This is a genomic window from Amycolatopsis sp. NPDC004772 (assembly GCF_053601215.1).
Genome location: NZ_JBSGBK010000001.1, coordinates 13326 through 27625 on the forward strand (window position 1 = coordinate 13326; position 14300 = coordinate 27625).

The 14300-nt window shown below is 75.1% G+C and carries 13 protein-coding genes; 6 read left to right on the forward strand and 7 right to left on the reverse strand.

What is annotated here, in order from left to right; translation table 11 throughout:
• Window positions 1–43 precede the first annotated feature (43 nt).
• Window positions 44–1891: a glycoside hydrolase family 5 protein gene (locus ACWEF6_RS00065; RefSeq protein WP_449680814.1), complete on the forward strand. Its 1848-nt coding sequence runs from the start codon at window positions 44–46 to the stop codon at window positions 1889–1891.
• A gap of 379 nt (window positions 1892–2270) precedes the next feature.
• On the opposite strand, the gene ACWEF6_RS00070 is transcribed toward ACWEF6_RS00065, so the two are convergent.
• The 7 genes from ACWEF6_RS00070 to ACWEF6_RS00100 form a co-directional block, all read right to left on the reverse strand.
• Window positions 2271–3425, reverse strand: coding sequence for a DUF6895 family protein (locus ACWEF6_RS00070; RefSeq protein ID WP_449680815.1), 1155 nt, complete (start codon window positions 3423–3425; stop codon window positions 2271–2273).
• Window positions 3422–4231 (reverse strand): ABC transporter permease, encoded by an 810-nt coding sequence (locus ACWEF6_RS00075; RefSeq protein ID WP_449680816.1) that lies wholly within the window; start codon window positions 4229–4231, stop codon window positions 3422–3424. Before ACWEF6_RS00075 ends, ACWEF6_RS00070 begins: the two co-directional genes overlap by 4 nt.
• A gap of 11 nt (window positions 4232–4242) precedes the next feature.
• Complete coding sequence (locus ACWEF6_RS00080) at window positions 4243–5148, reverse strand: ABC transporter ATP-binding protein (RefSeq protein ID WP_449680817.1); 906 nt, start codon at window positions 5146–5148, stop codon at window positions 4243–4245.
• Window positions 5145–5696 carry a flavoprotein gene (locus ACWEF6_RS00085; RefSeq protein ID WP_449680818.1) on the reverse strand — a complete coding sequence of 184 codons (552 nt, stop codon included), beginning with the start codon at window positions 5694–5696 and terminating at the stop codon, window positions 5145–5147. The genes ACWEF6_RS00080 and ACWEF6_RS00085 overlap by 4 nt, the downstream gene beginning before the upstream one ends.
• Window positions 5697–5706: 10 nt before the next feature.
• Window positions 5707–7008, reverse strand: a complete 1302-nt coding sequence (locus ACWEF6_RS00090) for a lanthionine synthetase C family protein (protein WP_449680819.1) — start codon at window positions 7006–7008, stop codon at window positions 5707–5709.
• Window positions 7005–10043, reverse strand: a complete 3039-nt coding sequence (locus tag ACWEF6_RS00095; protein ID WP_449680820.1) for a lantibiotic dehydratase — start codon at window positions 10041–10043, stop codon at window positions 7005–7007. Before ACWEF6_RS00095 ends, ACWEF6_RS00090 begins: the two co-directional genes overlap by 4 nt.
• A gap of 90 nt (window positions 10044–10133) precedes the next feature.
• Window positions 10134–10307: a gallidermin/nisin family lantibiotic gene (locus ACWEF6_RS00100; protein ID WP_449680821.1), complete on the reverse strand. Its 174-nt coding sequence runs from the start codon at window positions 10305–10307 to the stop codon at window positions 10134–10136.
• 255 nt (window positions 10308–10562) lie between these two features.
• Between ACWEF6_RS00100 and ACWEF6_RS00105 the strand changes: the two genes are divergently transcribed.
• The 5 genes from ACWEF6_RS00105 to ACWEF6_RS00125 are packed head-to-tail and all read left to right on the forward strand — an operon-like array spanning window position 10563 to window position 14299.
• Window positions 10563–11096, forward strand: coding sequence for an RNA polymerase sigma factor (locus ACWEF6_RS00105; protein WP_449680822.1), 534 nt, complete (start codon window positions 10563–10565; stop codon window positions 11094–11096).
• Window positions 11093–11983, forward strand: a complete 891-nt coding sequence (locus ACWEF6_RS00110) for a hypothetical protein (protein WP_449680823.1) — start codon at window positions 11093–11095, stop codon at window positions 11981–11983. The genes ACWEF6_RS00105 and ACWEF6_RS00110 overlap by 4 nt, the downstream gene beginning before the upstream one ends.
• A 32-nt stretch (window positions 11984–12015) precedes the next feature.
• Window positions 12016–12612 carry a hypothetical protein gene (locus ACWEF6_RS00115; RefSeq protein ID WP_449680824.1) on the forward strand — a complete coding sequence of 199 codons (597 nt, stop codon included), beginning with the start codon at window positions 12016–12018 and terminating at the stop codon, window positions 12610–12612.
• Complete coding sequence (locus ACWEF6_RS00120; RefSeq protein WP_449680825.1) at window positions 12609–13433, forward strand: hypothetical protein; 825 nt, start codon at window positions 12609–12611, stop codon at window positions 13431–13433. The genes ACWEF6_RS00115 and ACWEF6_RS00120 overlap by 4 nt, the downstream gene beginning before the upstream one ends.
• Entirely contained in the window at window positions 13430–14299 is an 870-nt protein-coding gene (locus ACWEF6_RS00125) for an ABC transporter ATP-binding protein (protein WP_449680826.1), read from the forward strand. Before ACWEF6_RS00120 ends, ACWEF6_RS00125 begins: the two co-directional genes overlap by 4 nt.
• Window position 14300: the final 1 nt, after the last annotated feature.

Here is a 14300-nt window from a genome sequence, read left to right on the forward strand (position 1 = left end):
ATGGCCCTTACCCGGCGGGCCGCGAGTTGGTTGACTCACTCGCGTGAGGATCTTTGGTGTGCTGCTCACCGTCCTGCTCGCCACCGCCGGCGTCGTCGTGCCCCTCGCGCGGGCCGCCGAGCCGGGCCCGCCGTCCTGGACCGGGCCGCTCAGCACCCGCGGCCGGTACATCGTCGACGCGCACGGCGACCGCTTCAAGCTGAAGGCCGCCAACTGGCACGGCGCGAGCGGCACGTGGACCGGCTCCGGCGACGTGACCGATCCGGCGAACCACCACGCCGGCGAGCTCGCCTACCAGACCCCGCTCGGGCTCGACCGCGCGTCGATCGACACGGTGATCGACGGGCTCGCGCAGCTCGGCCTCAACAGCGTCCGGCTGCAGTTCTCCAACGCGATGCTCCACGACACCCGGCCGGTCCCGGACCTGGCCGCCAACCCGGACCTGCGCGGCCTCACCCCGCTGCAGGTCTACGACCGCGTCGTCGACCGGCTGACCGCGCGCGGGTTCGCCGTCATCCTCAACAACCACACCACGACCTCGCGCTGGTGCTGCGGGCTCGACGGCAACGAACGCTGGAACACCGCGCAGACCGAGCAGCAGTGGCAGGACGACTGGCTGTTCATGGCGCGCCGCTACGCCGCGAACAAGCGCGTCGTCGGCGCCGACCTCTACAACGAGGTCCGCCGCACCACCTTCGACGACCCCAACTGGGGCTGGGGCAACGGCACCGACTGGCAGCGCGCGAGCCAGCAGGTCGCCGACCGCATCCTCACCGAGGCGAACCGCGACCTGCTGATCTTCGTCGAGGGCATCAACTGGACCGGGCTGCCGATCGACGGCTTCCCGCACGGCCGCCCGACCCTCGAACCCGCCCGGACGCTGTCGCACACGCTCGTCGACTCGGGCAAGCTCGTCTATTCGGCGCACTTCTACGGCTACACCGGGCCCAACCACTCCGGCGCGACCGGCATCGGCGAGACGCACGACCCACGCTACCGCGACCTCTCGCTCCAGGACCTGCGGGACACCCTGTACCGGCAGGCGTTCTTCGTCTCGGCCGACACCGGCAAGCACTACACCGCGCCGCTGTGGATCAGCGAATTCGGCGAGGGCCGCAACACCACCGACCCGGCGTCGCGCGCGTTCTTCGAGAACTTCGTGAACTACCTGGCCGAGACGGACACCGACTTCGCCTACTGGCCCGCGGTCGGGTTCCAGGCCAACGGCTCCGGTGACGGCTGGGCCCTGCTCGAGTACGACGCCGCGGGGCACCGCATCGACGTGCTCGACGGCACGGACTGGCGCGGCCCCGCGTGGCGGCGGCTGATCGCCGCGCCGTCCCGGACCGGGCCGATCCCGGACGACGCGGCGCGCTGGTCGATGCTGAACCTCGACTACGGCGACTTCCAGGAGTCACGCCAGGTGCGCGCGCTGCCGGACTGGAACCCGGGCGCCCGCAAGGGCGCCTGCCCCGACGGCCGGCGGCTCGCGGGCCTGGCCCACACCGGCAACCGCGGCCTGTGCACCGGAGCCCTCCCGGCGCCCACCGGGTACGTCGTGGTCCGCGACGAGGCGTTCGTCGACACCGACTGGGCATCCGGCTACACGAAGACGCAGTGCCCGCCCGACTCGGCGGTCGTCGGGTACAGCGTCCAGGGCGCGGCGTTCTCGGCGGTGTTGTGCGGCCGGTCGGCGACCCCGCTGGGCCGCACGGGCCGAACGGTGTGGTTCGACCGGGGCGACAACCGCCCTGCCGGCGACCCCGGCGGCGACTTCGCGACCGGGAACTACAAGGGCCAGTGCGCACCGGGGGAGTACGTCGCCGGTGTCGCCTACACGGGCCGGATCGGCTCGGGCCGGACGCCGGACGCCGTGTTCTGCCGGTCTTAGCCCGACGGCGTCGCCCGGCCGGGCTCGTCGTGAAGCGGTCTGCGGAGGCTCTGGTTTGAACCGGCCGCGGACCTGGGCCACCCGATATCGCCGCGCAGGCTCCACCGGGTGACTTACCCCCAGTCTGGCCCGGCTGGGGCCGGTCCGGCCAGGGGCGAAGGGCCTGGGGCCGGTCGGCCACCCGATCGGGTGATGTTCGCTGGGGGGTGGAGTTCGGCCCGCTGGGCCGGCCGGGTCCGGGCGCCGCGGCCAGTGCAGGCCCGCGAGTGACCGAAAATCTGCCCGGTTGGCAGAACTCGCAACCACGGTCAGCGGGGCTCGCCTTCGACCGAGGCGGGCGAGCCGGCCGCGACCAGATCCGGCGGCTCGACCAACGCGATCAGCGGGGCTCGCCTTCGAGCGAGCCGGCCGCGACCAGATCCGGCGGCTCGAACCCCGGCAGCCCCGCCCGTTCGCAAGCCTCGAGTGCCGCGAGGCACGAGGCCGTCAGGACGGCGTCCGCCGGGATGCCGAAGCCGCCATCAGGTTGGCGTTGGGCCCGCAGCCGGTGGGCCGCCGCCGTGATCACCTGTCCCCGCCGACCCGAGTCGGCCGCCTGTTGCAGCACCCTGGCCGTCCTTCCCAAGTCGTTGCGGCGAAGGGCGATGACCAGCTCCTCGGCCGGCTCCATCTCCACCCCGCGCGGTTCGGGCGGGCCGCTCCAAGGGGCGGCGAGGGCGAGTTCCGTGACGATCGTCGTGTGGTAGCACGTCCCGAACAGGTACGCCTCGGCCTTCCGGCCCGTCAGCCGCGCCAAGACCGCCGGGTCGTGGACGGGCCCGGCCACCGCTCCGTCCTCCCTGGCCGCCGTGGCCAGCCGGTGGCGGGCCGGGCCGAGGGCGTCCGGGCCGCCGGCCAGGAGGGCCGCGTGGAACAGTTCCGCGCCCAGGTCGAGGTCGTCGTCGGCCAGGCAGGCCGCCAGCAGCAGGCGGGCCGTCCTCGCCGGCTCCGGGGCCTCTGGCAGCGATGCGTCGCCGAACGCCGTCGCGTAGAAGACCGCGTGGGTCAGCGCGTAGCACTCGTTCGCCGTCAGCCGGAACGGGTCGAAGTGCTGGCCCGCCCGCCAGCGGTCGTAGAGCTCGCTCACCGGTGGCAGCCCGGGGTTCGCCAGCCCGCCCAGATCGGTCACGTACCGCAGTTCCAGCGCCGCCACCCCGTCCAGGGTGGGCCGGATCCCGCTGTCGAGCAGGGCCTGCGCGGCCGACAGCAGCCGCGGCCGCGGGACGCCGAGGCGGTGCATCAGCACCAGCACCCAGACGTGGTAGGTGAAGTGGGCGTCCCCCCGGTACAGCCCGGCGCGGAACTCCGGGGCCGACGTCAGCCGGTCCGCCAGTTCGAGGGCGGGCCCGGTGACGGCGAGGCCGGGGACGCGCTCGCACAGCAGGAGGAGTTCGAGGAGCGGGCCGGCGGGGAACGGCCGGGCCGGGAGCTGTTCGTTCCAGACGCGCGGATCGAACCACTCGAGGTGCGCTTCGAGCCACTCCGGCGCGCTCACCGGCCCACCCGCAGCCGCAGGACCACCCCGAAGACCAGCGTCAGGCCCCCGACGACGGCCACGTCCAGCCACCACGGCAAGGCCCCGCTCGAGGAGACCAGCAGCTGCCGGACGCCGTCGACGGCATACGTCATCGGGTTGACCTTCAGCGCGGCGGACAGCCAGGCCGGCCCGCTGTCCGGCCGGAACACCGAGCCGGACAGGAACAGCAGCGGGTACATCGCCAGCTGGACCGCCGACTGCAGGGTCTGGACGCGGGTGATCACCGTCGCCAGGAACGCGCCGAACACGCCGAACGCCGCGCCGGTGGCGGTGAAGGCCGCCACCCCGGCGAGGTAGGACCACGGCGTCAGCCGCAGGTCCACCACCGGCGCGAAGGCCAGCATGATCGCGCTCTGCGCCCCGGCCGTCACCGCCGTCGCGAGGACCTTGCCGAGCGGCAAGCACAGCCGCGGCACCGGTGCCACGAGCATCTCCCGCAGCGCGCCGTACTCCCGGTCGAAGGCGTAGCTCAAGCCCGAGCTCACCCCGAGCGTGACGACCTGGATGGCGATGATCCCCGGGAAGACGTACGCGCTGAACGGGACGCCGTCGACCGCGGCGATCATCCCGTCGAACCCGACCGCGTAGACGAGCAGGAAGAACACCACCTGCACGGCCTGGGCCACCAGCGAGCCGGGGTGGCGGAACTGGCGGTAGAGGTCGCGGCCGGCGACCACCGCCAGCGCGCGGCCGATCTCCGTCCACGGCGCGGCCGCGGGCTCGGGCGCCGTCGTGGCGCGCACGGGCACGTCCTGCAGAGTCATGGTTCCCGCCTTCAGGCCTCGGTGGTGGCGAAGTAGACGTCGTCCAGCGAGGGCTCCCGCAGCGCCACCTCGGTGACCGGGACGGTCACGGCGCGGACGACCTCGGCGATCCGCCGCTCCGGCCGCGCGCACCGCACCAGCACCCCGTCCGGCCCGGCCGCGGCGTCGAACCCGGCGCGGACGAGCTCGGCGGCCGCCGCCGGATCGTCCGAAGTGGACAGCAGCAGCGCGGTGGCGGCCAGCTCCTCCTTGAGGACCGCGGGAGCGCCGCTGCGGACCTTCCGTCCGTTGTGGAGGATCGCGACGCTGTCGGCGAGCTCGGCCTCGGCGAGGTAGTGGGTCGCGTACAGCACGGTCACCCGCTCGTCGTCGCGCAACCGCGCCAGGTCCGCCCACACCGCGCGCCGGACCTCGGGGTCGAGGCCGGTGGTCGGCTCGTCGAGGAGCAGCAGCCCGGGGGAGTGCAGCAGCGCCCGGGCGATCTCCAGCCGCCGCGCGAGCCCGCCGGAGAGCTCCTCGACCGGGTCCCGCCGCCGGTCGGCGAGGCCGAACCGGTCCAGCACCTCGCCGATGCGGGCCCGGGCCCGCGCCCGGGACAGGCCGAAGAGGCGGGCGTGGAACCAGAGGTTGCGCTCCACCGGCAGGTCGGTGTCCAGGGTCTGCTCCTGGAACACCATGCCGATCCGGCGCCGCGCGGCGACCGGCTCGGCCGTCACGTCGTGCCCGAACACCTCGATCCGCCCGCGGTCCGGCGCCACCGCCGTGGACAGGGCCTTGAGGAGGGTGGACTTCCCGGCCCCGTTCGGGCCGAGCAGCGCGACGATCTCCCCGGGGCGCGCGCCCAGCGAAACGCCGTCGACGGCGTACCGCCCGCCGTAGCGGACTTCCAGGTCCCGGACGTCGAACGCGGGCGTCACGCCGACATCTCCGCCACGGTGCGGAGCCGGTCCAGCAGGACGTCGGCCGGGGGCACCACGATGCTCGGCACGATCGCGCGGCTCGCCACTTCGTAGGCGGTGCCCGGGATCGGGTCGACGACGTCGTGGCCGTCCGCGCGCAGCTGCGCCACGTTCCGCTGGACGGCCGGGCGCTGCCACATGACCGGGTTCATCGCCGGGGCGAAGGTGACCGGGCAGTCCGCGGCCAGCACCGTGGTGGTGAGCAGGGTGGGGGCCAGGCCGTGCGCGACCGTGCCGAGCAGGTTCGCGGTGGCCGGCAGGACCAGCGCGTGATCGGCCCACCGCCCGAGGGCGACGTGCCCGCCCGCCGGGTCGGCTTCGGTGCAGACGCGGTCGCACAGCACGGAAAGCGCGGTCGCGGGCAGGAAGCGCTCCGCGGCCGGGGTGAGCACCGCGACGATCTGGTGCACCCCCGCGGCGCGGAAGGCGTGCAGGTAGGCGGGCAGGCTCAGCACGGCGACCGAGCCGCTCACGCCGAGCAGGAGTTTCTCCGGCGGACCGGGCATCGCGACCTCCTCAGGCCAGCATCAGGGCGGTGTCCCACGCACCGGCCGCGGGCAGCAGGGCGCAGGCCACGCCGGCCGCGCCTTCGAGCATCCCGGCGACGTCCAGGCGCCGGTGCGCGATGGCGTCCTGCCAGCCCCGCGGCGAGTCCGGGACGAGGTGCGGGAAGACGAACGCGGCGTCCGGGTCGGCGAACGACAGGACCCGGGTGGTCAGCCGGGCGCAGCCGTCGAGCAGCACCGGGTCGCCCGACGCGGTGCCGACGCGGCGCACCACCTGCAGCAGCCCGGCGTAGCCGTGGCAGACGGTGGGGCCGTCGAGCCGCCATTCGCGCTCGTCCCGGGCCAGCACCGCGCGCAGCGCACCGACGGCGGCGTCGCACCAGCCCGGCTCGCCGAGCGCGCCCCCGGCCCGGTGCAGGGCGGCGGCGACGCCGGGAGCGCCGTAGCACCACGCCGACCGGGTGAACGCCGCGGCGGGCGCGGTCCCGGTTTCGTCGTCCCAGGCGAGCCGGCACGGCCAGTACGCGCCGTGGTCGTCGGTCCGGCGCCGGGCGAGCAGCCAGGAGCCGATGCGCCGCATCGCCTCGCGCTGGCCGGGCACCTCCACCCCGCGTTCGAGGGCGGCGGCGAACAGCGCGAGCGGACCCGGGATCCCGTGCGCCAGCCCGAGGTTGAAGTCGCCGCGCGGGTACTGCCGGGCGTCCTCGGCGACCGGCTGCAGCTCGGGCGGGATCCACCAGCCGGGCACCGTCACCCCGGCCACGGTGATCGGCTCGGTCAGCCCGGTCAGGTACCGCAGGGTCTCTTCCACGACGCCGGTCTCGCCGGCGTCCAGCAGCAGCCGCGCGGTCCCGGACAGGCCGTTGACGACGTCGTAGTGCGACCACGAGACACCGGGGTCCGTGCGCGCCGCGCAGGCTTGCAGCCGGGCCCGCTGGTCGGCCGCCACCCAGGCGGTCAGCTTCCGGCGCAGCGTGGCGTAGTTCGGGCTCAGCCGCTGCACGGCGGCGAGCAGCGCCGCGGGGCCGGCGTAGAGCCCGTTCGACGGCTGTGCCGCCATCAGCTCGGCGGCCCGGGCGACGTGCCGGTGCGCCACCTCGAACCAGCGGTCGTCGGCCGCCGCGAGTTCGGCGTACAGCAACGCGATGCCCGGCAGCCCGGCGGCGAGGGTCACCGGGACCCACATCCGGGCGCCGTAGACGGGCTCGACGTTGTCCGGCCGGTCGGCGACGGCGGCGACGGCGCCGGGGTCGGCGAGCCGGTCCGCGACCAGCCGGACGGCTTCTTCGGTGTCTACTGTGGACGTCGTCATGGCCGGTTCCTCCGCCGGTTCGCGTTGTCCTGCACGGCCCCGCGGGCGATGCCGAGCACCTTCGCCTCCCGGCCGGAAGACCCGCCGAAGAGCCGGTTGCACGTCATGTGCAGCAGGCTGCCGGCGATCCGGGCCTCCGGAGCCGCGCAGCGGCCGTCGGCGACGAGCTCCCGGACGAGCCGGCCGTAGTCGCGGGCGGCCGCGTCGCGCCGGCTCAGCGCGGCCAGCACCGGGGCCCCGGCGTCGCCGAGACCTGCCCAGCCGCCCGCCGGGTCGATCCGGCGCTGCCACCGCGCCTGGTCCTTCCGGTACTCCGCGGGCAGGTCACGCCGGCTGCCGGTGATCGACAGCCACGACTCGGCCGCTTCGCCGGTGTCGGTCACCCACGGGGCGCCCGGCGACGGCGCGCCGAACGCGTGGGCCAGCGCGGCGACGGAGATCGCGCCGAGGGCGTCCAGGGAGAAGGCCCCCTGCTTGGCCAATCGCAGCAAGGCGATGGCCGCGACACTGTCCTCGCCGAACAGCCGCTCGGCGGCGGCCTGGGCGTCGGCGCCGCCGTAGCGCTCCAGCTCGGGTTCGTACTGCTCGATCCGGTGGGCGCCGGCCAGGCCCGCCCGCTGCCACCCGGCCAGCAGCTCGCTCGCCTCGGGCAGCAGCTCCGACCACAGCCGGGCCGGCTCGCCGTGGAAGCGCAGGCGCAGGTGGTGGCCGTCGGCGTCGGTGTAGCGGATGAAGAACCAGCGGTCCGCGCCCGCCGCGGTGGCCAGCTGCACCAGCCGGGGCACCTCGTCCCGCAGCAGGTCGTCCTGGACCCGGCACGAGCCGCGGACCAGCAGGTACAGCCAGTCGCTCGCCAGCGGCGGCGGCCCGGGCCGGGCGGCGACGTGCGCCACGTGCGGCGGCCGGGCCCGCGCGGGCCGCGGGACGAGGGACACCACGATCTCGCGCAGGTGCCCGTCCCCGACCGCCTCGTCGCCGCCGGCGACCTCCTGCGCCACCAGCTCGGGGTTGCGGGCCAGCTCGTCCTCCAGGAGCCGGCGGTGCCACGGGTCGCCGAGGTCCAGCAGCAGGCGCTGGTCGGTGCTGACGACCAGGACCCGGTCGGGAACCTGCCACCGCGCCCGCCACTCGGCGACGGCGCGGTCGAAGCCGGCCGCCCCGCGCAGCCCGTCCAGCCGCCAGGTCGCCGGCGCCAGGATCGTGCGGCGGTAGCGGATCCGGGGGAGGAACGGCGCGTTCGCCATCGGGCCCCAGTTCCACGGTTCCCACAGCCGCTGCCCCTCCAGCCCGAGCTCGAACAGGAGGCGGATCGCGTTCGGGGCCTGCACGGCCGGGCTCACCATGTTCGCCAGCACGGGCACCAGCTCGCGCCCGGTGGGGACGTGCACCGCGTAGAGCCGTTCCAAGGTGGCGCCGACCGCGACCTCGCCGAGCGGGATCTCCTCGGTGCCCGGCGCGTCCGGCAGGCCGGCGGTGATCCGGCGCCCGGTGCCCGGCCGGGTGTGGGCGAGGTTGGCGGCCCGGCCCGAGCGGGGCATGAACGCGAGGTCGGTGCGCACCGCGCCGTCGACGTGCACCGGCTGGGCCCCGTCGCGCCACTCGGGCAGCAGGTCGTGGAAGCGGCCGGCCGTCGCGCCCGCGTGGTGCGAGCCGGGGCTGGGGGAGACGACCACCCGGAAGCCGCCGCCGGCCTGGTCGACGACGTGGACGTAGAGCTCGCACGAGTTGGGCAGGTCGGCCGGGTCCGCTTCGTCGTACGCGAGTTCGCGGACGAGATCGTCGGTGAGGACGGCTTCGCGGGAGCCCGACCGCAGCGCCCCCATCGCCAGCTCGCTGATCAAGCGGTCGCGCCGGGTGCTCGACGGCTCCCGCGGTTCCTCGGGGGCGGCTTCGCTTTCCGGCCACTCGTACCCGGCCGGGGCGCCCAGCGAGCGGGTCGCGTCGAGCAGTTCGAGCACCGGGACCAGGCGGTCGGCGCCGTAGCGCTCGAGGAAGCGGCCGTGGAACCCGCGCAGCGGGCGCATGCCCAGCCGGGGCGGGGACAGCCGCCACAGCACTTCGGCGGCCCGCTCGACCTCGGTGCGGACCTCGTCGGACAGCCCGAGTTGCAGGTCGACGCGCGTGTCGACATGCAGCGGCGTCTCGAAGTCCTCGATCTGCCCGGCCGCGGCGAGCAGCCCGGTGAGTTCGGCGCCGCCTTCGCCGGGGGCCAGGGTGTCGTACTTCCCGCGCAGCCGGTCGAGCTCCTGCAGCCGGGCGCGCAGGTCGCCGTCCGGCAGCCGGTCGAGCACGTGGTTCAGCGGATCGGTGCCGTCCAGCGGCGGCCGCAGGTCCGTGAGCAGCAGCTCCTGCTCGACGAGCACGCGCACGAGCTGCCACACCGGCGCTTCGGCGCCGTCGGAGAACCGGCGGGCGAGCCGGCTGACGAGCTCGGCGGCCGGGATCGGCGCGGCGGCCTCCCGCAGCGCGGCCGAAACCACGGGCGAGCGGCGCGCGGACACGATCGTCCGGGTGGTCTGCCCGGGCGCGGCACCCAGCCCCGACGGCGTCTCCAGGAGCACGCGGTCACCGCGGCCGGTCAGCGCCTGGTGGGCGCGCACGCGCAGCCCGGACAGCACGTCCGGGTCCGCTTCGGCGCGGTGCACGATCCGCAGCAGCCAGCTCATGTCGACGTGGGTGCGGTGCCGGTGGGTGGTCCCGCGGCGCAGGACCGGAGAGCCGAACTCACCGCAGGAAACGCCGGCGAACAGCCCGAACGGCGTCGGCCGCGTGCGCATCCGGATGTCGTACCGCAGCACGGACAGGGCGGCGCGGCGGAGCTGTTTCGGTTTCAGGCCCGCCGTTCCGCCGCCGGCGACGCGGGCGAGCACGGCGGCCAGGCTGGGACTGGCGAGCTCGATCGCCTCGGTCAGCAGCGGGTCGGCGGCCGCGGCCGCCACGATGCCGGCGTGGGTGTCCGCGGTGACCCGCGGGGCTTCGGCGAGCAACGGCGACCGGACCAGGAAGGCGGGCCAGGCGCGGAACAGCGGATCCATCGGGCTCCCCCCGTGCGGACGGACTGGTCGGACGAGTCGGCGAGCGCCGGCGGCGCCGGGCCGGGCGTCCCCGGCCCGGCGCCGGTGGGATCAGCAGCAGAAGCTGCAGTTGCTGCCGCCGCCCGGGCTGGTGCAGCCGGGGGTGCACAGCGAGATGCTCGTGATCGCCGGCGTGACGCTCATCTTCTCGACGCCGACCTCCAGGTCGAGGTCGAACAGGTCGACGTCGCCGATCGCCGGAGCGGTGGTCTCGATAGTCGGCATGGTTCCTCCTTGGTCGGAACCGGCGCGCGGGTCCGCGCACCGGGCGAGATTTCCCCTGGGGGACGGGCCTCCTTGGCCGGGGCCCGTCACGTCAAGCAACGCAGAAGGCCGACACCGGCCTCAAGGCCGGGCGGGACAACTGGCAGTCACGAGGCGGTCGGGCAGCCGGGGTGGCGGCTCACCCGATCGTGTGAGTCGTGAACCGCGGGACGGCCGGCTGCTACACATGTCTACGTGTGGTCGGATGAGCAGCTCATGTCCTCCGTCGCAGGCGGCGACCAGCGTGCTCTTCGCCACCTCTACGAACGGCACAGCGGCGGGATGTTCCGCCTGCTGCGCCGCTTGACGTCCGACGCCGGGGTCGCCGAGGAGATCCTGCAGGAGACCTGGCTGGCAGTGTGGCAGTCGGCGGGCAGCTTCCGCGCCGAATCGTCGGTGCGGGGATGGCTGTACGGCGTCGCCCGCCGCCAGGCGCACAACCGCCTGCGGCGCGCGTCGGTGGTGGAGGTCGACCTCGACGAGGCCGCCGCGGTCCCGGACGCCGCTCCCGGCGTCGAAGACCGGGTGCTGGCCGGCGCGGAGCGGTCGGCGCTCGCCGCGGCGGTCACCGAACTGCCGGAGCACCTGCGCGAGGTGCTCGTACTGGTGCTCGTCGAAGATTTGTCCTACCCGGAAGTGGCGGCCGCGCTGGGCATCCCGGTCGGCACCGTCAAAAGCAGGATGTCGCACGCACGGCGGCAGCTGGGCGCCCGGCTCAGCCCGTCACCGGTCCGCAGGAGCACACCATGAGCCACCTCACCGACGAAGAACTGCGCGGGGCCGCGCGGCCGGACGGCCACCTCGCCACGTGCGCCGCGTGCCACCTGCGCTGGGACTCCTGGCGGGGCCTCTCCGCGGCCACCCGCGAGGCCGCGGCCGCCCTGGCCCCGGACGCCCACCCGCCCGCGTTCGACGTACTGCTGCCGCAGCTGCGGCCGGTGTCGCCGCCGGTGTCACAGCCGATGTCACAGCCGGCGCCGCGGCCGGTCGAGCACCGGCGGTCCTGGCGCACGACCGGGTTGCTGGTCCGGTGGCAGCTGCGGCTGATGCCGCGTTCGCTGCTGCCGCTCAGCGTCGGCGGTCTCGCCGCGGCCGTGGTGATCGCGCTGATCACCCCGGACGCCCTGCTGGCGTCCCGGTACTTCGCGGCCGCGGTCGTCCTGGTCGCGCTGCTCGGCTCGCTCGCCACCGTGTCCCGGCGCGGCGATCCGCGCGGGGAGCTGCTGTTCGCGGTCCCCACGTCCCCGGTCACGGTGTTCACCGCCCGGCTGGTGCTGGTGCTGACCGCCGACCTGCTGCTCGCGCTGGCCGGCTCGGTCGCCGTGCACGCCGCGGGCATCGGCGGCGGGGTGTTCGACCTGGTCACCGGTTGGCTGGGGCAGTCGCTCCTCGCCTCGGCCATCGCCGTGGCCGGCGCGGTCCGGTGGTCGTCGGGCGTGGGGGCGGCGGCCGGGGTGGCCGCGTGGTGCCTCGGCTCGCTGACGACCCTCGCGCGGGGCGGCCTCGCCGAGCGCGTCGGCGCGGTGGCCTCGCAGATCTGGGGCACGACCCCCTGGACGCTCGCGCTCGTGCTGCTGCTGTTCGTGCTGGCCGCCCGCCGGCTGCGGCTGCCGGAAGGCCGGCGGGAACTCGCGTGAACCTCCCGGCCGCTGCCCGCTACGTACCGGGCATGCACAACGCAGACCTGTGGCGGTACGAGGTGAAGCGGGCCGGGCGCCACGTCCTGGCCGCACCGCCGCTGCTGGCCGCCGTCCTGCTCGGCACCGGGCTGGGCCTGCGCGGCGCCGGGTTCACCGGCACCTGGGTCGCCCAGGCCGTTCCCCCGCTGGTCACCGGCCTGGGGGCCGCCGCGATCGCCGGCGGGGAACGCGCGGCCGAGCTCCACCTGAGCCTCCCGACCCCGCTGCGCACGACGTTCGCCCGCCGGCTCGCCCTGCTGGGCGTGGCCACGGCGCTGGGGGCGCTGGCCCTCGCGGCCGCCCTCCTGCCGGACCCGGGCGCGGTCACCCGGTTCGGGACGGTGGGCGCCTTCAGCGTCCTGCTCGCCGCGGTCGGCACCTGGTCCGTGGCCCGGATGCGCTCGGTGGCCGGTGCGTCCACAGTGGTGCTGACGGCGTGGTTCGCCGAGCTCTTCGTGTTCGAGCGGGTGTTCGCGGCCCCGGTGGTCCGGATCGTCGCCTTGCTCGTGGTGGCCGTCGCGGTCGCCGTTCCGGCGGCGCGCCTCCTGGCCGACGGCCGGGGGCTGCTCCAAGGGGGCCGGGAATGACCGCGATGTGGTGCGCGGTGCAGGGTTCGATCCGCTACGAGGCGCGCATGGCCGCGCGCGGCCGTGTCCTGTGGCTGGCGCTGCTGCCGCTCACCGCACTGGCCGTCCTGCTGGCCCTGTCGTCGCCCGCGGTCGCCGGGCAGGGTGATCCGGCCGGCCGGATCGGCACCACCGTGCTCGTCGTCAACACCTTCGCCACCGCCGGCCTCGGCGTCGCCCTCGCCGGGCGGCTCAGCCAGCACAGCAGGCCCGGCCTCGCCGAAGTCCTGGACACCACGCCCGGCGGCGGGACCACGCGGCTGGCCGGCGTGCTCGCCGGCGCGCTGGCGGTGGCGCTCGTGCCGGTGGCCGCCGTCGTCGTCCTGATCGGTGCCGCGGTGAGCGTCCGGTCGGGGAGCGGGGCGCCCCTGGCGCACGCGGTGCTCGGCGTGCTCACCGTGCTGCTGCCCGCCGCACTGGCGATGACCACGTTCGCCGGCCTGCTCGGGCTGCTGATGCCCGTCGTCGTCGCCCGGGTGCTGGTGGTGGCGCTCTGGTTCTGGGCCACCCAGCTGTCCCCGTCGTTCGTGCCCGTGCCCTCGCCGACCGGCACCGTGCTTTCGCCGCTCGGGGGCTACCCGGCCGTCGCGTGGCTCGGCGCGCGCCGGATCTGGGCCGGCCGCGGGCTGGACGGCGTGCTGAGCCCGGCACCCGGCTCCGGCGCGGCCGTGCTCAACGTCGTGCTGGTGCTCACCTCGGCGGCGGTGTTCTTCTTCGCGGCCAGGCTGCTGACGGTTTGGCGGGCCGACGGCCACCTCACCCAGGACGGAGCGACCCGGTGAACATCGTGATCGAGGACCTCGGCAAGGTCTACCGCCGCGGGCAGACCGCGCTGGCGGGGGTGGACCTGCGGATCGGCGAGGGGATGACCGGCCTGCTCGGCCCCAACGGCGCCGGCAAGACCACGCTGATGCGCGTCCTCACCGGCATCCTGCGCCCGACGTCGGGCCGGGTCCTGGTCGGCGAACACGACCTGGCGACGTCGGCGGGCCGGACGGCGGTGAAGCGCATGCTCGGCTACCTGCCCCAGGAACTGGCGCTCTACCCGGACCTCACCGCGCGGGAGTTCCTCGACTACCTCGCCCTGCTGAAGGGGGTCGACGACAAGGGCGTCCGGCACGCGCAGGTCGACGACCTGCTCGGCCAGGTCGGGCTCGACGAACACCGCGACCGCCGGATCGGCGGGTTCTCCGGCGGCATGAAGCGCCGGCTCGGGATCGCCCAGGCCCTGCTCGGGGATCCGCGGCTGGTCATCGTCGACGAACCGACCGCCGGGCTCGACCCGCAGGAACGCATGCGGTTCCGGGCGTTGCTGGCGGGTCTCGGCGGCGACCGGATCATGATCCTTTCCACGCACATCCTCGACGACGTGGCCCAGACCTGTCCCCGCGTCTGCGTGCTCGACCGGGGCCGCGTCCGCTACCACGGCACGACCGCCGGCCTGACCGACGCGGCCACGGACCGGACTTTCCAGCTGCAGAGCGAAAAACCACCGTCCGGCGGCACCGTGGTGAACGCGGTGTCCGGTCCGGCCGGCACCGTGTACCGCCTCGTCGGCACCCCGCCTCCGGGTGCGGAACTCGTGGCGCCCACCCTCGAGGACGGCTACGTCGCCCTCCTGCAATCCCTCGAACCGACGAAATCATGAG

Bases quoted from the DNA above. Each gene is read 5' to 3' on its own strand.
- ACWEF6_RS00075 (WP_449680816.1), bottom strand. From the start codon at position 4,231: ATGACTCTGCAGGACGTGCCCGTGCGCGCCACGACGGCGCCCGAGCCC.
- ACWEF6_RS00085 (WP_449680818.1), bottom strand. From the start codon at position 5,696: ATGCCCGGTCCGCCGGAGAAACTCCTGCTCGGCGTGAGCGGCTCGGTC.
- ACWEF6_RS00090 (WP_449680819.1), bottom strand. From the start codon at position 7,008: ATGACGACGTCCACAGTAGACACCGAAGAAGCCGTCCGGCTGGTCGCG.
- ACWEF6_RS00095 (WP_449680820.1), bottom strand. From the start codon at position 10,043: ATGGATCCGCTGTTCCGCGCCTGGCCCGCCTTCCTGGTCCGGTCGCCG.
- ACWEF6_RS00100 (WP_449680821.1), bottom strand. From the start codon at position 10,307: ATGCCGACTATCGAGACCACCGCTCCGGCGATCGGCGACGTCGACCTG.
- ACWEF6_RS00105 (WP_449680822.1), top strand. From the start codon at position 10,563: ATGTCCTCCGTCGCAGGCGGCGACCAGCGTGCTCTTCGCCACCTCTAC.
- ACWEF6_RS00110 (WP_449680823.1), top strand. From the start codon at position 11,093: ATGAGCCACCTCACCGACGAAGAACTGCGCGGGGCCGCGCGGCCGGAC.
- ACWEF6_RS00115 (WP_449680824.1), top strand. From the start codon at position 12,016: ATGCACAACGCAGACCTGTGGCGGTACGAGGTGAAGCGGGCCGGGCGC.
- ACWEF6_RS00120 (WP_449680825.1), top strand. From the start codon at position 12,609: ATGACCGCGATGTGGTGCGCGGTGCAGGGTTCGATCCGCTACGAGGCG.